This window comes from Brucella pituitosa (genome assembly GCF_003049685.1).
Taxonomy (GTDB): Bacteria; Pseudomonadota; Alphaproteobacteria; order Rhizobiales; family Rhizobiaceae; genus Brucella; species Brucella pituitosa.
On record NZ_PYSY02000001.1, the window covers coordinates 1584709 to 1602145 of the forward strand.

The following is a 17437-nucleotide window of genomic DNA, read 5'->3' on the forward strand; positions in this document are numbered from 1 at the left end:
AGTCTTGTTTACTTAGCCGTGAAGAGCTGATCAAGTACGCCGCCCTCGGCAAAGTGATCTTTCTGCACTTTCTCCCAGCCGCCGAAAGCATCTTCCACGGTTACGAGGCGTACATCCGGATAAATATCCTTGTGCTTGGCAATCACATCCTTGTCGTGGACGCGGTTGAAGTTCTGCGCAAGGATCTCCTGACCTTCCGGTGCATAGAGGTAATTAAGATAAGCTTCTGCGATCTTGCGTGAACCGCGCTTATCGACGACCTTATCGACCACCGTTACGGGGAACTCGGCAAGCAGGCTCACTTCAGGCACAACGACATCATACTTGTCTTCGCCCAGAACCTTTTCGGTGCCGCGTGTTTCGGCTTCAAAGGTTACGAGAACATCACCGATGCCGCGCTCTGCAAAGGTTGTCGTCGCGCCACGACCGCCAGTATCGAACACAGGCACATTCTTGAAGATCTTGCCGATGAACTCATGAACCTTTTCCTGATCGCCTTTGAAAGCTTCATTGGCGTAGGCGGTAGCCGCCAGATAGGTATAGCGCGCATTGCCCGATGTCTTAGGGTTAGGGAAAATGACCTTTACGTCATCACGAGCAAGATCATCCCAGTTTTTGATGCCCTTCGGGTTGCCTTCCCGCACGAGGAAAGCCGGGAACGAGTAATAAGGCGAGGAATTATTCGGCAAACGCTTCTGCCAATCGGCCGGGATCAGGTCGCCCTTGTCATGCAAGACCTGAACGTCTGTCACCTGGTTGAAGGTAACAACGTCGGCTTCCAGACCTTCGAGAATGGAACGTGCCTGCTTGGATGAACCGGCATGAGACTGATTGACGGTGAGGTCTTCGCCAGTCTTGGCCTTCCAGTCAGCCACGAACGCCTTGTTGACCTGCTCGTAAAGCTCACGCGCAATGTCATAGGATACGTTGAGGATTTCCTTTGGCTCCTGCGCGTTGACCGGAGCTGCGCCCAAACCGAGAGCAACAGCCGCGTATAGAATAATTTTCTTCATAGATCGCACCCTTCTCACTTTGCTTGCGCAAAGCGCCCGTAAATCGACTTCTGTTGGGAAACAAATCTACAGAGAGACAAGCAAGAATCAATCTAAATCATTGATTTAAATATATAAACTACTTTCATAGCCGTTCTTGGAAACCTCATCTAACGGCAAAATTGGCCTGAGAATATTTTTCCAAAGACAGGCAAAAAAGCGCAATAAAAACGAGAAAGCCGGAAGCTTTCGCTCCCGGCTTTCAAAACTTTTTTCATTACATAGATGTTACCAAAACCCACGATGCTGCCAGCACCACAGAAAATTTTGCTCGCCGCGATCTAATCGGCTACGACGACGCTCGGCGATTTCTTCGGCGTTCAGCTTCATGCCACGCCAAGGCTGCTCCAGATAAGCCGTCATGCGAAGCACAGCATCTTTTACACTTTGCGCCAGCAATAGAAGTTTGCGGTTCATAAATGCCTCCAGTTCGCGCCCGTTTCGCGATCACCAGTCAATGCTACGATTTCAGGGGGGCCATTCGGGCCACGCTTTCGCCGCAACAATGAACGATGTGTTAATTTTGAAGGCTTCTGCGATAAAGTCAATATCCCACTTATTTTATGGGAGTTAACAGAGGGAAATATTTTGCGAGCAACCATATAGCTGCCCGCAAAATTATTCCATTTTACACTTCGTAGTCGTCAACAGGCCTGATGCGAACCTTTTCGACATGACGACCGTTCATCGCTTCGATCGTGAACTGATACCCATCTGCAATGAAGCTTTCACCGCCCAAAGGCAGATGACCGAGATGCCAGAGCGCATAGCCTGCAAGTGTCGTGTAACGATCACTATCGTCGACCAGATCGCGCTGCAGGATGCTGCTGAGACGGCGAATATCGGTGAAGCCATCAACCAGATAACCACCCTGCCCATCTGATTCTGCGACGGCAGCTTCTTCATCTTCATCCGGGAATTCACCGGCAATCGCTTCAAGCACGTCGGTCGGCGTCACCACGCCTTCAAACGAGCCATGCTCATCCACCACAACAGCAAGCTGTACCGGCGAAACACGAAGCTGCTCCATGACGCGAAGGACGTTCGCGTTTTCGTGGATGACGAGCGGCTGCTTGACGACATTATCCCAATCAATCGGCTTCTTATCGCTCATATCAAGCAACAGATCCTTGACCGAAGCGACGCCAACAAACTCATCAACCTGACGACGGGCAATGATGACGCGCGAATGGGAAAGCTTGCGGATCGCCTGATGAATCTCCGCTTCATCTTCATCCAGATCAAGCCATTCGATTTCGTTTCGCGGCGACATGATCGAGCGCACGGGACGATCTGCAAGATCGAGAACGCCACGGATCATTTCTTTCTCCTCTGGCAAGAAGACGTCACTTGCAGCCGTTTGCTGTGCGATGACATCGACCGTATCGGACAAAGGATTATCGTCGCGATAACCGCCCAGCAGGCGAAGCACCGCGCCCGCAGTTCTTTCGCGCAGATCATTGGTCGTCACCAGTTTCTCGCGATTCTTGCGCGCCATCTGGTTCGCAGCCTCGATCAACACCGAGAAGCCGATGGCTGCGTAGAGATAGCCCTTCGGAATATGGAAGCCGAAACCTTCAACGACAAGGCTGAAGCCGATCATCATCAGGAAGCCGAGACAGAGGATAACAACCGTCGGATGCTTGTTGACAAAATCCATCAGAGGACGAGAAGCCAGCATCATCACTGCGATAGCAATAATGACAGCAATCATCATGACCGGCAGATGCTGCACCATGCCCACAGCCGTGATCACGCTATCAAGCGAGAAGACAGCATCAAGGACCACGATCTGAACGATGACCTGCCAGAAGATTGCATGTGCAACGCGGGTGTTCTTGGGCCCATGTGCACCTTCAAGACGCTCGTGCAGCTCCATCGTACCCTTGGCGAGCAGGAACAGACCACCAACCAGCATGATGATATCGCGGCCGGAGAACGAAAGCTCCATCACGGTAATCAACGGCTCGCGCAATGTCACAATCCACGAGATGGATGCGAGCAGCACAAGGCGCATCAGCAAGGCCAGGGTAAGGCCAATTATACGCGCACGGTTACGCTGATGGGGCGGAAGTTTATCGGCCAGAATTGCGATGAAGACGAGATTGTCGATGCCGAGAACAATTTCCAGCACCACCAATGTCACGAGACCTATCCAGGCATTGGGGTCGGCAATCCAGTCCATGGACCAATCCATGATGTGTCGGCTCCTATAGGGGCGCATCCCGAAAGTATGAACGGTTTTCGGACAAGATGCGGATTAAAACAAACAATTAGAACGCCGATCTGATTTCAGCAGGTCGGTGTTCTGAATCAGAAGAACAAGGAAACAGAAAAAACGCCGCATGCGTTTCCCTCCCGAACCGTTGAAACACGGATCGGCCAAAAGAAACTGCAAACGGCGTGAGAAAGCTCAAAGCCCTTTAAGTCCGATGCTCCCATACAGGGAGCGGGACTTCGTGAAGACGAATCGTCAGAACTGTCGTCGGGCATAAAGCGCGATGAACCTTTTAAAGAGACACGAAGCAGGCTCTCTGCCTGCTCCTGAATGCCATGTTGTCATATGAACATATGATCGCTGCATTATGCAGACGCGCAGCCCGTGCGCAAGACCATATGCTATTCAGCTGGAGAAACATGCACGCCACGCTTGCGCTCGCGACGCGGACGGCCTTTGAAGAAGCGCATGCCGATAACAGTTACCACGATAGTGACAACTGTTATGCCGATGACAAACCAGAACATGTGGTCACCGTTCACTTTGGCGAAGACGCCTGAATCGCGACCAGCAAGCCAACCGCGACCAGCAAGCCAGCCTGGCAGGAACATGACAGGCGCCCAAACCATGGCTGAGAGAATATTGGCTGTCTGAAAACGCTTCTGATCCATAGACATCATACCCGCGACCATCGGCACGGTACAACGTATTGGACCGAAGAAACGCCCAAGGAAGACTGCGGAAAAACCATAACGTCTGAACAGCAGGCGCGCACGCGCTACACCGCTACGGTGTTTGTTCAGCGGCCACTTATGGATAATGCTGCGACCAAGCCACCAGCCAAGGAAATAAGAAACGATATCGCCGATAACTGCACCGATGATCGCACCGATGATGATTGGCCAGGGCTCCACGATTCCGGCACCCACCAGACCACCAATCGCGAGCATGATCGGGGTAGCTGGAATGAACATTCCGATAATAGCGAGAGACTCGCCGAAGGCGATAACGCCCACGATAGGGCCCGCCCACGTCCGATGATCGGAAATGAACTGCCCGAGATCGCTAATTATGCTTTCCATTCCGTCCTCAAAATGCCGCGAACCGGATTATGAAGCAGCCCCAAATTTGAGGCGACTTCGGGTTTTCTGAAACGAGGACAATCCGGTGCATGAACCCCTCGCCTGCCTGCGCGTTACAAACGCTTGCAGCATTTTTACTCAATGGCAAAATTCATATTTGCTTATCAAGTCTTTTATATGCCGAAGCATCTCAGACAAGCATCAAAAATTGATGACATGACTGCGACATTTGCAGCGCAGATGATTTAGCCCAAACGAACAATGCCAATCCCCGCCTTGCGTGGCCTGGACGTATTCTGATCGAGCTTTGCAAATATGGAAATTCGCAAGGCTGGTTACAACGTCGAACAGAAAAAATGATTCAAAAATAGAATCATGAATGATTTGATTCCTTTCAAATGGTCATTCATCAGCAATTAAAACGATTAGCCGCTGCTTATGCTCGAAATGCGTGCAGAAGCCACTTTCAGAAAACTGCGCATTTCTGGGCTTTTCAAAATCACTCAAACTTTTTTTCGTTTTTTTTCGATTGAAGGCTAGACAGACAGAAAAGCGGCCTTTATAGAACCGCTCACCTCACCGGGGCCGCTGCCTCGGAGAAGCGAGTGGGTGATTAGCTCAGTTGGTAGAGCAGCTGACTCTTAATCAGCGGGTCGTAGGTTCGATCCCTACATCACCCACCATTTTCTCCTCTTCTTTCAAAGAGTTACCGCTGATTACACGATGACCGGATGATCCGGCAGAATTCGTTCGTTCGGCGATGAGTGTTCTTTTGACTCCCTAATAATCTCGATCATAATTAGCGACAGCCATGCATAATTAAACATGGCGAAACCGGCACGGTGGGATTATGAGTGCCCCATGACCCCCAAAAGCCTTGGTTACACATTTACACTTGTTGCCGTCGCCATATTCGCTGCGCAGGACGGTATTTCGAAGTATCTTGGATCGCATTACTCGCCCATCTTCATCACGATGGTGCGGTATTGGGCTTTTGCCGTCTTCGTGATTCTGCTTGCCATACGGTCCGGGGGAATTGCCCGTGCAGCGGCAACCAAGAAACCCGTATTGCAGATTTTTCGTGGCGTGCTGCTCGCAACGGAAATTGTTGTCTTCGTATTTGGCCTTAGCAGGGTTGGTATGGCGATGGCGCAATCAATCTTCCAGGTTGGACCTCTGCTCGTCACGATGCTCTCTGTGCCCTTCCTTGGCGAAAAAGTGGGTTGGCGACGCTGGACCGCCATCGTGGTCGGTTTGTTCGGCGTTTTGCTCATTATTGACCCAACGCATGTTTATTTTGACTGGAACCTGTTGTTCCCGCTGACTGCGACAACGATGTTTGCCATTTATGTCATCGCAACGCGTTCAGTCAGCAAATACGACAGCGCAATGACCAGCTTCTTCTATACGGGCATCGGCGGCGCGGTTGTCCTCACGGCCGTCGGCTTGTTTCATATGGAATCGATTGCCCCACACGATTGGCCGTGGATGGCAGCGCTCTGCGCCTGTGGAATTGCAAGCCACTACTGCCTCATTCGAGCCTACGACATTCTTGAAGCCGGTGAAGTACAGCCACTTACATATTTGCAGCTCGTCATCGGCGCTTTCATCGCTGTGCTTGTGTTCCATGAACAACTGACGTGGAATGTCATCACCGGCGCGGGCATCGTTGTGGCTGCGGGCCTCTTCTCTATGTTCAGGGAAAGACGCCTCGCAAAGAATCCATCATAACATTACGAATTGTTAATTGGCCTGTTCATATCAGGTTCACCTAATATGGCCGACATTACTCACACGCCAATCAACGGCGCCCTTGTATAGAGTGATGGAGTCAAAGCACTATGAAATCGAAGACATTGTATATCGCTGTAATCGCATCGGCATTGCTATCCGCCCCTGCATTCGCGCAGGATAAATCGAGCGAAAATACAGACAAGTCAGCGACGGATACTTCCATTACGCAAAATGATGGAGCCAAGGGAAAACGCGGCCCGATTGATCTTGAGAAATTCTCTCGTATGGATGAATTGAAAGCCGCTGACACCAATGGCGACGGTGTACTCTCTCGCGATGAAATCGAAGCGCTTGCGCTTAAGCGTATGGTGAGCCGCGCAGCCGACCGCATGGAGCGCCGCCTCGACGTGAAGGGCGACGGCAAGATAACGCTGGAAGCGATTGAAAAGCAGCGCCAGAAGGAATTTGCGGCCCTTGACCGCAACGAAGACGGCAAACTTGATCGCCACGAATTGCGAGGCGCAAAGAAGTTCAATCACCATGGTCCGAAAGGTCAGCATCACCGCGACATGGGCAAGATGGGACATCATGAGCCTAAGCCACAGCAATAAAAATCCACGCCAAGAAAAAGCCCCGCATTGCGGGGCTTATTTTATTTCAGTTACGAGCGAATAACGCCCTTCTTGAAAATAATATTACCGTAAAGGCGCTTTTCGCCAGAGCGAATGACTGCATAGGCAGCACTCGCGCGATCGTAGAATGCAAAGCGTTCAATCGGATCGACCGCGATCTTGCGTCCTTCAGCCTTCTCGATGATGGCTTCGAACTCACCAAAAATCGCAGGCGTTTCATTCGGTGCTTCCATCACGGCTGCTGGCTTATCGACAAAGTCGTCGAGCGGCAGCAATGAGAGCACAGCTTCTGCAACATTAGTCGCGCTGATGCCCGGAAAGTCCAGAACCTGCACACCAGAAGCCTGTGCGGGATAATTGGCGTCAACAATAACCAGATCGTCGCCATGGCCCATATCTGCAAGCACTTCGAGAAGTGATCCGGTGAGCAGTGGGTTTATGTTTTTTAGCATTTGGTGAATCCGAATGATGGAGGATTTTACTTCTACCACCCTATCTGAAAGCGCTCAAAAAAAGCAAACGCCGGCTGATCAAAGCCGGCGTTTCCTGTTGATCATTTGATAAAGGGAATAATGCCCCTTATTCAGCTTTCGCTTCGATATCGACCTTGTCGAGCATTAAGAGTGGATCCTGCGATGCAGCAACCATTTCCAATGCACCAATACCCTTTTCGGACTTGGACTTGATCGTCAGCTCAAAAATGTTCGGCTTTGCGATGAAAGTGGAGAATGCCGTAATCGCATCCTGAAGCTTCGGCTGATCAGCTGCAAGCTCCTGCAGTACTGCGCTCGCAATCAGCGTTAGCGTGCTGCGCGCTTCATCAACCGTCATGTTGTTTTCATCGGCATAGAACTGAAGACCCTTGGCAATAATGCCCTGCTCTTCGATCTTGAGCTTCACTTCACGGGCTTTCAGACCCAGAAGCGCAACCTGTGCCAGCACCTTATCACCGGAGAAAAACTCCTTGGTGAAACCGCCCATCAGACCAGACATGGAAACCTTGCCCATATCCTTGCCACTGACCGAAAGGTCCTTGATGACGAGGCTCTGGTCTGCTTCGTTCCAATTGGCTTCCAGATTGGAAGAAATACTCACGCGATCATAACCGAGCTTACGCAGCTGCTGATACATTTCTTCGTTGCTGTTCGCTGGCACCGGCAAAGACATGTCTTCGTATGCAACGCGTATATCGGTCGGAATGCCGTTATATGGCTTGTTCAGTGCAAGCTCATAGCTCTTCATGCTGAACTTGATGCGTTCAGGCAGACCGGTTGCTGGTGGTGTCGCAGCACTATCCTGATCCTGTTCAACATCGATGTCATCATTGGCATGCTCGTCGCCCGGCAAATCGGCATCAATACCCTTGACGACCAACGTGCCAAATTCAGGCAGCATCGTTGTGAACGGGAAGTTCTCAATTTCCTCGTCGCTCAACCCGGCAAATTTCGTCACCGCTTCTGCCGAAGGCGCCCAGTTGAAACCTTTAAGCGAGAACTCTTCCAGCTTTACATAATCTGTGCCATTGCCAGCCGAAAAGCCGTTCAGCGACATGTCCAGCTTCTTGTTGTCGAAAGCCATCGCCATCTTGTCGATGCTGCCTTCGCCTTCCTTGCCTTCGCCAGGCTGAATTTTCATGCCGACGAGTTCGACATCGCCCTTGCCGATCGTGTCGAAGAGGCCGATCAGGCGTGTGAAGAACTCTTTACGCTCTTCTAGCGAAAGGTCTTCGATATTCTTGACAGTTTCAAGCTTCTGCAGTGTTTCCGTAAACGGCTCTGCAGGCAGGCGCATGGTAAAGCCATTGCTGCGAACTTCATCGTAGCTGAAGCTCGTCTTCGTGCTCTTCACGACAATATTTTTTGCCGAAAAAGGACCGTAAACGGGCTTGGCTTCGGTATCGTTCGGGCCAGCCTTTTCCGTATAAAGACGCGCGATGAACACGCCGTCGATATCCTTGCCCTCGGAAACACCGATCGTGCCAGCCATACGCTCTTCGTTGATCGTGCCGTTTTCATCAGGCAATGACAGGTCAAGATCGAAGGTTGCGCCGCTCGAAGAATAGCGCGCGACATGGCCATGAACGATGTCTTCCAGAGTGACGTCCTTATAAGACGTCTTCTGTTCCTTATCGTTCAGAATCTGAACAATGTTGATTTCCGGCACTGACATACGCTTGGCCGAAACGCGTCCCACGCGCTCAGCAAGGCTCAGCTCGCCATTACCGAAGGTGTCGCGCAACATCTGGATATCGAAATTCGCATCGTCAACACGAACGCTCGGCATCTCAATCTTGAACTGAGCGATTTCGGTCTTGATGCCCTTGGCATCCAACATACCATTCAGAAACAGGACTTTCGGGCGACCTTCAATCGAAGCGATTGTTACATTCGTTCCGTCTTTCAGTGGCAGAACTACATCGGTCAGATGAATACGACCGAGAAAGTCGGCAGAAACCGAAGCAGCCTTACCGCCACGTCTTTCAAGCTGAGCGTTGATAGTTTTCTCAAGAGTGATCTTATATCCGACAGCACCTGCTGCGGCGATGGCGATGACTGCTACAGCTGCCCAAAGCGCTTTGCGTCCGCCTTTGCGTTTTCCGCTCGTTGCCTGCTCCACGATTTCTCATCCTTTTAGCGCAATTTCAACGGTATCTAAGGATTGATTGGTTAATCACAAGAATTTGTAAGAGCAAGCAGGATCGCGAGAGATCTGAGTTTTTTGACCATCCGGTGCAAAAATCCTGCACATTTATGAAGGATTTTGCACAGAATAATCTGGCAAGAACATCAAAGTGGCTTTTCAGGATGTGGTGACGAATCGTATGCGCCCCAGATCGACTGATCAAAATTGACGATAGCGCCGGTCATCAGGCCGGACTCTTCAGATGCCAGGAACGCAATCGCACGGGCAACTTCGGCGGGATCGATCAAGCGACCAAATGGCTGCGCCTTGACGGCCTCATCAAGCCAGTTGGCTGGCGCGCCATGGAACTCGCGCTGGATACGATCTTCGCCATCCGATGCCATCCAGCCGATATTGAGGCTGTTGACGCGGATACGGTTGCGCAACACCGAATAAGCGATATTGCGGGTCAATGTATCAAGCGCCCCCTTGGAAGCGCAGTAAGCCGCAATGAAGGGCTGACCTCCCATGGAAGACATGGAGGATATATTGACAATCGCGCCTTCTACCTTGTCCCGGCGGAAGAGCTTGACTACGTCCTGAATGAGGAAGAACGGCGCACGCGTGTTGACGGCAAAAAGCCGATCAAACAATTCCGGCGTGGTGTCGAGTATATCACCGCGATCTGTCAGCCCTGCCGCATTAACGAGGATATCAATCCTGCCAAACGACCGATCAGCCTCGGCAATTACTTTGCGGCAATCTTCGACCTTTTCGAGATCAGCCTGAACAAAGACGGCCTTCGCACCCAGCTTTTCTAGGACACTTACCTGTGCCTTGCCCTTCTCCGCTGAACGCCCGCAAATCACGATGCCTTTTGCACCCCGTTCTGCGAAAAGCCGCGCGGTGGCCGCACCAAGTCCCTGAGTGCCGCCGGTGATGACAGCAACCTTACCGGTCAATTGTCCGCTCATTGTTAACTCCAATAACTGGCTTAAACACGTCCACCAAGTGCTGACGACAGATCAGCCAGTTCCTGACCGCCCGCCATCAAACTTTGCAACTCATCCATATCAACATCGCTTCTGGTGCGTGTTCCAAGCGTGGCCCCGCGATTGAGAACCGTGAATTTGTCACCGACGGCATGGGCATGGCGCACATTATGGGTGATGAAGATGACGCCGAGCCCACGTTCGCGAACGAGATTGATGTATTTCAGCACCATAGCGGTCTGGCGTACACCAAGAGCAGACGTCGGCTCATCGAGGATCAGCACCTTAGCACCAAAATAAACCGCTCGTGCAATCGCCACACATTGCCGTTCACCACCCGAAAGCGTTCCAACCGCTTGCTGCGGATCGCGCACATCAATGCCGATCTTCTTCATCTCTTCGCGCGTCACATCTTCGGCAAACTGTGCATCGAACCAGCGAACTGGTCCAATCCCCTTGGTCGGTTCGCGTCCGAGAAAGAAATTCCGCATCACAGACATCAGCGGGATCATAGCAAGATCCTGATAGACCGTCGCAATACCGTGATCCAGCGCATCGCGTGGACTGTTGAAGACAACCTGCTTTCCATCAACGAAGAACTCACCGCTGGTCGGTTTATGAACGCCTGAAAGCGTCTTGATCAGTGTCGACTTTCCTGCACCGTTATCGCCAAGCAAACAATGCACCTGCCCTGGTTCCACGCTCAGTGAAACGCCGTTCAGCGCAATAACCGGGCCGAAGTGTTTGACAAGATTACGAACTTCAATGATTGGGGTTGTCATGACAAATCCCTTTTATCAACACAGTTTCAGGAAAAGTGGGAACGGTTTTCCGTTCGAAACTGCGTGAATGCTGAAACCTATCGCTCGCCAGTGGCGCGCTTGCGGATGAAGTTGTTGAAGAGAACGGCGATCAGTAGCATCCCGCCAAGGAACACCAGATACCAGTCCTGATCAATCGTCGTGTAAGTCAGGCCGATCAGCACCATGCCGAAAATGATCGAGCCGAAGAATGCGCCAATGGCTGAACCATAACCACCCGTCAGCAAACAGCCGCCAATAACCGCTGCGATGATCGCCTCGAACTCCTTTTGAAAGCCGCGCCGCGCATCCGTCGATCCGGCATCAAGCACAGTGAGAATTGCTACCAGTGCAGCAGCCATCGCTGTGCACATAAACAGGATCGTCTTCACGCGACGGACCGGCACACCGGAATTGCGCGCCGCCAACGCATCACCGCCTGAAGCAAAAATCCAGTTGCCAAAGCGTGTTCGCACAAGAACGTAAGTGGCCAGTAATGCGATGCCGATAAACCAAAGCACTTCTACAGGCACGCCTTTGACAGTCGGCTGGCCATTGGGAAATTTCGCAATCAGGTCTTTTTCGGCAAGCCATGCGAACAGCCCCTGAAAAGCATCACCCGAAAACAATCCGGCAAGATAGCTCGTGCCAACTGCTTCCTTTACACCGCGCAGCTGCGTTGCACCGCCCGTCGCCCATTTGAGGCCGACGAGCGAAAGTCCGCGCAGGATAAAGAGAAATGCAAGTGTTACGATAAAGGACGGCAGTCCGGTTTTAAGCACAATTTGCGCATTCACCGCGCCCACAAGAGCCGCAAAAACCAGTGTCAGAATGATTGCGACGACAAGTGGCACCTGCAAAACAACAAGTGCTGCCGCAAATATGAGACCGGCGAACGCAATCATCGATCCGATAGAAAGATCGAACTCGCCGCCAATCATGAGAAGAGCAGCAGCAACAGCCAGAATGCCCAGTTGCGATGCCGGTGCCATGAAATTCATAATACCGGCAGCCGTAAACATTGCCGGATTGGCTGTAGAAAGGAAGAAGATCGTGATGAGCACGAGGCCTGAAACCGCACCCAGCTCAGGACGACTGAGCATCCGCTGGAGCGCGCTGGCATTCTTCAGCCGTTCATCCCGATGCGCAGCAGCGATTGCCGGGTCATTTGCGGCGGCCTGAGCGGGCGGCTCTGATGAAGTTGGCTCACTCATGCTTTACTCCTTCAAACGTATCCGCGAAAATACGCATTAAAACAATCCATTAGAGCACCGTTTTGATTCAACTTGAGAGAAACGCGCTCCAGACTACGCGACATAAGCGTCACGAGCTTTATGGGTATGGATACCCGTTCCCGCCCATTTTCATGGGCGGGTGAGGCATTCGAAAGTTATGCTTTTCTAGTTAGCGGATGCCCTTGGCAGACAGTTCAACCACCTGCTTGGCTTTATCCTTGGTAATCAGGTTCGGACCCGACGGCACATTACCGCCCGGCATCAGACCATATTTTGCATTGAGCGCAAGGAAGGCGACCGGCAGATAACCCTGCAGGAACTGCTGCTGGTCAATCGCAAAATCTGCTTTCCCATTTTCGACAGCTTCGAGGAAGCCAGCCGACATATCGAAAGTGGCAATATGAATGCCGTCGCGACCGCTTTCCGAAGCAGCCTTTACTGCTGGCTCACCAGCCAGTGTTGCATTCAGCGTCAGGATCGTATCGACCGTCGTGTCAGACGCAAGCGCTGCACGAACCTTGGATTCGTTTTCGGTCGGATCAGCCGAGGTTGGCAGAACTGTTACGTCCCCAAAGCCTTCCTTGAACCCTGCGCAACGCTGATCAAGCGAGACATTGCCGACTTCCTGATTAACGCAGATCCCCTTCTTGCCACCAGCCTTTTTAAGCGCTTCACCGGCAACCTTGCCAGCATCGAACTCATCCTGACCGACATGCAGCAGCGCACCAAGCTTCTTGGATGCATCAGACCCTGCGTTCATCGAAATAACCGGAATACCGGCAGCAACAGCACGTTCAATCGACGGTCCCAGCGCATCCGCATCCGGGATCGAAACAACAATGCCCTGCGGATTCTGGTTGATTGCAGCATCGATCAGCTGCGCCATCTGCACCATGTCGAATGTTTCAGGCGCGCGATAATCGACCTTTGCACCCGTATCCTTGGCGGCTTCTGCAACGCCATTCTTCACAACCGACCAGAACGGATCAGATGCCTGACCGTGGCTCACAACCACAATGCTGACATCCTGTGCCTGCGCTGCGAACGACGCCGCCATCAGCGCGACTCCAGCAACTGCCGACTTCAAAAGCGATTTCATGTTCACTCCTTCCTATCCGGCACTCCCCGCCGGTTTGTTAATTTGTCTGCACCTTGTTCAGAACTAATTCCGGGGCTGCCTCCACGCATTTGATCCCGGCAATTTTGATCTGACCTTCGATCCTTAATAGAATGAAACATTCATTAGAAATTTCTCGTGGAATTATAATTCCATTTCTGTTAGCTCATGTCAATCACATAAGCAGCAGTCGAAATGCACATGCAATTTAACTCTGGGAGGAGAGAATGGCAGTTGTAGCAGGCCTGATCGGCTCGGGTTTCATGGGTAAAACTCATGCTCTCGCCCTTGCAAATGTAAACCGGATTTTCGACCTGCCGATGACGGTCGAACTACATACGCTGGCCGATGTGGATGAAAACACTGCCTTACGCGCAGCGCGTCAGCTTGGCTTTGCGCATGCGACAGGCAATTGGCACGACCTGATCGCTAATCCGGCCATCAATCTGGTCGACATCACCACGCCAAACCGCTTTCATAAGGAAATGGCGCTCGCAGCAATTAATGCTGGCAAACACGTCTATTGTGAAAAACCGTTGGCTCCCACTGCCGCCGAATGCCTTGAAATGACACTCGCTGCCGAACGGAAGGGCGTTAAAACGGCCGTCGGATTCAACTATCTCAAGAACCCGATGATCAAGCTTGCGAAAGACATCATCGATAGCGGAGAAATCGGCGAAATCAGAAATTTCCGTGGCATCCACGCCGAAGACTTCATGGCCGATCACCGCATTCCATGGACCTGGCGACTTGATCCGGCAGGCGGTGGTGGAGCACTTGCCGATATCGGCAGTCATATCATTGCCGCAGCACGCTATCTGGTAGGCCCGATTGCCGAGGTGATGGGCAAAAGCGTAACCGCAATCGCTGAACGTCCCGACCACAACAAGTCATCTCAGATGAAAGCGGTGGAAGTTGATGATATTTGCCACGCTTTTGTGTCGTTCGGGAACGGTGCTACCGGAACGCTGGAAGCGAACTGGGTCGCCAGCGGTCGCAAGATGCAGCATGATTTCGAGATATCCGGCTCAAAGGGCTCGATCTTCTTTTCGCAGGAGCGCTTCAACGAACTCGACCTGTTTCTTTTCTCAGATAGGAAAGGGCATCAGGGTTTCCGCAAGATTTTCGCTGGTCCTGATCACGAACCTTATGGTGCTTTCTGCGTGGCTGGCGGGCACCAGATTGGCTTCAATGATCTGAAAATCATAGAAGTGCGTGACTTCCTGTTGAGCATCGCAGGCCAAAATACGGGCCATGCCGATTTCCGCGAAGGCTATGAGGTACAAAAAACCATCGAAGCCATCTACGCTTCGAGCCGCGAGCGGCAATGGAAGAAGGTATGAACTATCGGAGGCGTTTGCGGGTATGAACGATGAAATCATCATCGATCTTCAACAACCGCGCGTCGATGCCATAGACATCTTTCAGGAGTGCCGGGGTTAACACATCCTCCGGCGCGCCATCCACAACCAGCCTGCCCTTATTCAGCACAATCAGCCGTGTGCAATATTTCGCAGCTAAACCAAGATCATGGAGCGAGGCGATCACCGTCTTCTTCTCGGTTGCCAACCCGGCAAACAGTTCCATCAGTTCCAGCTGATGTGCCGGGTCCAACCCCGCCACTGGCTCGTCGGCCAGAATGACCGGCGTATCCTGTGCCAGCACACGCGCAATCAAGGCCCGCGCTCTTTCGCCACCTGAAAGTTCATTGGCGGGACGCGAGGCAAGCTCAGCCACGCCCATGCGTTGCATTGCAGTCTCAACGATAGTTTCATCGTCACCATCAAGCCCCGCAAAAACAGGTTTTAGCGCCGAACGCCCAAGTGACACCAGCATTCTGACCGTAACCGGCCATGCAACATCACGCTCCTGCGGCAAATAAGCGATGACTTTGGCACGATCTGCTACATGCATTCTTCTGAAGTCCGAGCCATCAAGCAGAATATTGCCCGTTGAAGCCATTAGGTTCAGAAGCGCGCGCAACAGCGTGGTCTTTCCTGCACCATTGGGGCCGATCAGCCCGATAAACTCGCCCTCACCGGCCTCAAAACCAACAGTTTCGAGCACGGCTTTGCGCCCCAGCGACACATCAAGATTGTGGACTGAAAGAGTGCTCATACCAGCCGCCTCCGATATTTGAAGACCAGCCACAGGAAGAACGGAGCGCCGATGATTGCCGTCAGCACGCCGAGTTTTAATTCGCGCCCCGGCATGATGACGCGGACTAATACATCAGCCGCGAGCAGCAATGCAGCACCGCCAAAGGCGCTGGCGACAAGCAGGTGCGATGGTCGTGCGCCGACCAGCGGACGCAAAATATGTGGCACCACCAGTCCTACGAAACCGATTGCCCCCGCCACGGCAGTCGATGCCCCGACACTGGCCGCAGTACCAAGAACCGCCAGAATCTGAACGCGGGAAAGATCGACGCCCATACTGGCCGCAGCATCTGATCCCAATGTAAGGCTGTCCAGCGCACGGCCCAGCGAAAACAGCATCACCCAGCCAATCAGGATGAAGGGGGCAGCAAGCCAAACATGGGTCATGGAACGGTCGGCCAGTGAGCCGAGCATCCAGAACACGATTTCCATGGCAGCAAATGGATTGGGTGAAAGATTGAGTGCCAAAGCTGTCATCGCACCCGCAAGACTGGTTACGGCAACCCCCGCCAGAATGACGGCCAGTGTTCCCGCATAGCGCCCCGCAAGCACCTTCACCAGAAAGACAGATACAAACGCCCCGACCAGCGCCAGCAATGGCAAGGCCAACGGGAAAACCTGCGACAGCCCGGTATAAATCGCAATCACCGCACCAAGCGACGCAGAAGAGCTCACACCGAGCAGCCCCGGTTCCGCCAGCGGATTGCGCAAATAACCCTGAAGAGCAGCGCCTGACAGGCCGAGCGAAGCGCCAATCAGAAGAGCGAGCAGTGCGCGCGGCAGCCGGATTTCACGCATGACCAACACGATCGCGTCGCCCTGTCCGGTCAGCAGTGCCCGGATACTGTCACCAATGCTAATCGATGCCGGGCCAACCAGCAGCGAAAGTGCAAACAGCACAAGCACCAACAGGCCAAGTGCAAAAAGCAGAAGATAAAAGCGACTTGATTCAGTCACGCGCAGCCTCCGCGAGCTTCGCAACAGCTTCAACGCTGAACGGCCCGCCACATACTGTCAGATTATCGTTGAGCGCCACGCTTCGCGTGCGCCCTTCGAGCGCGCGCAATGCCGGATGCTCGAAATTCTCAAAGGCCAGTGCGGGCGGTCGCCCCCGCGATCCGCGCACCAGAATATCCGGTTTTTCCATTATCAGCATTTCCAGCGGCAGCATGGCCGAGCCGCGAGCACCGGCTTTGTCGGCAATATTATCAAGCCCGGCCAGACGGATCGCTTCATCGATCAGCGTACCGCGCCCCGACGTGTAGCTGTTCGCGTAATAAAGCGCGACGGTGCGCTTATGATCGGGCCGTTTGATTACTGATAGTGCCGCGTCCATCGCAGCAATTTGTTGATCTGCTTCTTCGTTGCGCCCCAACAATTCACCCATGCGCTTCATATGCACCTTGATATCCTCAAAGGAACGCGCAGGCGCAAACTCCTCAACACGCACACCGAGATCACGAAGCAGTCCGACGGTAGCCCGCGCAGAGAACGTGCCTGCCAGTACCAGATCAGGCTTCATGAGAAAGACTTCCTCTGCCTGTCCATGATTGACGGGAAGCTGTCTGGCCTTCTCAGTCATGACCGACAAAAGCGGATCACGCGAAAGATACGACACCGACTGTAGTTGCGTGGCATCTGCCAGCAACATTGCCAGCTGATCTGTGCAGACATTGATCGACACCACACGCTTGGGCAATCCATCCGCGTGAGCGGAATGAAACGCAGCCAGAAACAGGCCTGCCAAAAGACTAAGCCTGATTTTCCGTGATGCGGGCTGCGTTTTCATGTTCT

The 17437-nt window shown here is 52.7% G+C and carries 16 protein-coding genes and 1 tRNA gene; 4 read left to right on the top strand and 13 right to left on the bottom strand.

Annotated elements, in window-relative coordinates; all coding sequences use genetic code 11:
• Nucleotides 1–8: 8 nt before the first annotated feature.
• The 4 genes from C9380_RS07830 to C9380_RS07845 all read right to left on the bottom strand — a co-directional run bounded on the left by C9380_RS07830 (nucleotide 9) and on the right by C9380_RS07845 (nucleotide 4352).
• On the bottom strand, nucleotides 9–1013 hold the full coding sequence (locus tag C9380_RS07830; protein WP_024898900.1) for a sulfate ABC transporter substrate-binding protein: 1005 nt from the start codon (nucleotides 1011–1013) through the stop codon (nucleotides 9–11).
• 267 nt (nucleotides 1014–1280) lie between these two features.
• Entirely contained in the window at nucleotides 1281–1469 is a 189-nt protein-coding gene (locus tag C9380_RS07835; protein WP_024898899.1) for a hypothetical protein, read from the bottom strand.
• A gap of 211 nt (nucleotides 1470–1680) precedes the next feature.
• Entirely contained in the window at nucleotides 1681–3249 is a 1569-nt protein-coding gene (locus C9380_RS07840; RefSeq protein ID WP_128093327.1) for a TerC family protein, read from the bottom strand.
• 422 nt (nucleotides 3250–3671) lie between these two features.
• The gene (locus tag C9380_RS07845) at nucleotides 3672–4352 is read right to left on the bottom strand and encodes a DedA family protein (RefSeq protein WP_024898897.1); all 681 of its coding nucleotides are present in this window, start codon (nucleotides 4350–4352) and stop codon (nucleotides 3672–3674) included.
• A 607-nt stretch (nucleotides 4353–4959) separates the two neighbouring features.
• On the opposite strand from C9380_RS07845, the gene C9380_RS07855 reads away from it, so the two are divergent.
• The 3 genes from C9380_RS07855 to C9380_RS07865 all read left to right on the top strand — a co-directional run bounded on the left by C9380_RS07855 (nucleotide 4960) and on the right by C9380_RS07865 (nucleotide 6697).
• Nucleotides 4960–5035, top strand: a tRNA-Lys gene (locus C9380_RS07855).
• Between the two features lie 178 nt (nucleotides 5036–5213).
• On the top strand, nucleotides 5214–6083 hold the full coding sequence (locus tag C9380_RS07860; protein ID WP_128093328.1) for a DMT family transporter: 870 nt from the start codon (nucleotides 5214–5216) through the stop codon (nucleotides 6081–6083).
• A gap of 110 nt (nucleotides 6084–6193) precedes the next feature.
• A complete protein-coding gene (locus C9380_RS07865) occupies nucleotides 6194–6697 on the top strand; it encodes an EF-hand domain-containing protein (protein ID WP_100558811.1) in 504 nt (167 codons plus the stop codon).
• A gap of 50 nt (nucleotides 6698–6747) precedes the next feature.
• Here the strand turns inward: C9380_RS07865 and C9380_RS07870 are convergent, their stop codons facing one another.
• The 6 genes from C9380_RS07870 to C9380_RS07895 all read right to left on the bottom strand — a co-directional run bounded on the left by C9380_RS07870 (nucleotide 6748) and on the right by C9380_RS07895 (nucleotide 13466).
• Nucleotides 6748–7170, bottom strand: coding sequence for an RbsD/FucU family protein (locus C9380_RS07870; RefSeq protein WP_128093329.1), 423 nt, complete (start codon nucleotides 7168–7170; stop codon nucleotides 6748–6750).
• A gap of 127 nt (nucleotides 7171–7297) precedes the next feature.
• Nucleotides 7298–9334: an aq_1923 C-terminal domain gene (locus C9380_RS07875; protein WP_128093330.1), complete on the bottom strand. Its 2037-nt coding sequence runs from the start codon at nucleotides 9332–9334 to the stop codon at nucleotides 7298–7300.
• Between the two features lie 170 nt (nucleotides 9335–9504).
• Nucleotides 9505–10314 carry an SDR family oxidoreductase gene (locus tag C9380_RS07880; protein WP_128093331.1) on the bottom strand — a complete coding sequence of 270 codons (810 nt, stop codon included), beginning with the start codon at nucleotides 10312–10314 and terminating at the stop codon, nucleotides 9505–9507.
• A gap of 20 nt (nucleotides 10315–10334) precedes the next feature.
• A complete protein-coding gene (locus tag C9380_RS07885; RefSeq protein ID WP_100558807.1) occupies nucleotides 10335–11114 on the bottom strand; it encodes an ATP-binding cassette domain-containing protein in 780 nt (259 codons plus the stop codon).
• Between the two features lie 77 nt (nucleotides 11115–11191).
• A complete protein-coding gene (locus C9380_RS07890) occupies nucleotides 11192–12346 on the bottom strand; it encodes an ABC transporter permease (protein ID WP_210249755.1) in 1155 nt (384 codons plus the stop codon).
• 190 nt (nucleotides 12347–12536) lie between these two features.
• Nucleotides 12537–13466: a sugar ABC transporter substrate-binding protein gene (locus C9380_RS07895; RefSeq protein WP_100558806.1), complete on the bottom strand. Its 930-nt coding sequence runs from the start codon at nucleotides 13464–13466 to the stop codon at nucleotides 12537–12539.
• Between the two features lie 245 nt (nucleotides 13467–13711).
• Here C9380_RS07895 and C9380_RS07900 point away from each other — a divergent pair, with 245 nt between their 5' ends.
• Entirely contained in the window at nucleotides 13712–14827 is a 1116-nt protein-coding gene (locus C9380_RS07900; protein ID WP_128093332.1) for a Gfo/Idh/MocA family protein, read from the top strand.
• A 1-nt stretch (nucleotide 14828) separates the two neighbouring features.
• On the opposite strand, the gene C9380_RS07905 is transcribed toward C9380_RS07900, so the two are convergent.
• Genes C9380_RS07905 through C9380_RS07915 form a run of 3 tightly spaced genes read right to left on the bottom strand, consistent with a single transcriptional unit; the run spans nucleotide 14829 to nucleotide 17432 of the window.
• Nucleotides 14829–15602, bottom strand: coding sequence for an ABC transporter ATP-binding protein (locus C9380_RS07905; RefSeq protein ID WP_128093333.1), 774 nt, complete (start codon nucleotides 15600–15602; stop codon nucleotides 14829–14831).
• The gene (locus tag C9380_RS07910) at nucleotides 15599–16600 is read right to left on the bottom strand and encodes a FecCD family ABC transporter permease (protein ID WP_128093334.1); all 1002 of its coding nucleotides are present in this window, start codon (nucleotides 16598–16600) and stop codon (nucleotides 15599–15601) included. Before C9380_RS07910 ends, C9380_RS07905 begins: the two co-directional genes overlap by 4 nt.
• Nucleotides 16593–17432 (bottom strand): ABC transporter substrate-binding protein, encoded by an 840-nt coding sequence (locus tag C9380_RS07915; protein WP_128093335.1) that lies wholly within the window; start codon nucleotides 17430–17432, stop codon nucleotides 16593–16595. Before C9380_RS07915 ends, C9380_RS07910 begins: the two co-directional genes overlap by 8 nt.
• Between the last annotated feature and the right edge of the window lie 5 nt (nucleotides 17433–17437).

Coding starts and splice junctions, on each gene's coding strand:
- C9380_RS07900 (WP_128093332.1), top strand. CDS start 13,712: ATGGCAGTTGTAGCAGGCCTGATCGGCTCGGGTTTCATGGGTAAAACT.
- C9380_RS07915 (WP_128093335.1), bottom strand. CDS start 17,432: ATGAAAACGCAGCCCGCATCACGGAAAATCAGGCTTAGTCTTTTGGCA.
- C9380_RS07835 (WP_024898899.1), bottom strand. CDS start 1,469: ATGAACCGCAAACTTCTATTGCTGGCGCAAAGTGTAAAAGATGCTGTG.
- C9380_RS07865 (WP_100558811.1), top strand. CDS start 6,194: ATGAAATCGAAGACATTGTATATCGCTGTAATCGCATCGGCATTGCTA.
- C9380_RS07905 (WP_128093333.1), bottom strand. CDS start 15,602: ATGAGCACTCTTTCAGTCCACAATCTTGATGTGTCGCTGGGGCGCAAA.
- C9380_RS07840 (WP_128093327.1), bottom strand. CDS start 3,249: ATGGATTGGTCCATGGACTGGATTGCCGACCCCAATGCCTGGATAGGT.
- C9380_RS07860 (WP_128093328.1), top strand. CDS start 5,214: ATGACCCCCAAAAGCCTTGGTTACACATTTACACTTGTTGCCGTCGCC.
- C9380_RS07870 (WP_128093329.1), bottom strand. CDS start 7,170: ATGCTAAAAAACATAAACCCACTGCTCACCGGATCACTTCTCGAAGTG.
- C9380_RS07880 (WP_128093331.1), bottom strand. CDS start 10,314: ATGAGCGGACAATTGACCGGTAAGGTTGCTGTCATCACCGGCGGCACT.
- C9380_RS07845 (WP_024898897.1), bottom strand. CDS start 4,352: ATGGAAAGCATAATTAGCGATCTCGGGCAGTTCATTTCCGATCATCGG.
- C9380_RS07895 (WP_100558806.1), bottom strand. CDS start 13,466: ATGAAATCGCTTTTGAAGTCGGCAGTTGCTGGAGTCGCGCTGATGGCG.
- C9380_RS07830 (WP_024898900.1), bottom strand. CDS start 1,013: ATGAAGAAAATTATTCTATACGCGGCTGTTGCTCTCGGTTTGGGCGCA.
- C9380_RS07890 (WP_210249755.1), bottom strand. CDS start 12,346: ATGAGTGAGCCAACTTCATCAGAGCCGCCCGCTCAGGCCGCCGCAAAT.
- C9380_RS07885 (WP_100558807.1), bottom strand. CDS start 11,114: ATGACAACCCCAATCATTGAAGTTCGTAATCTTGTCAAACACTTCGGC.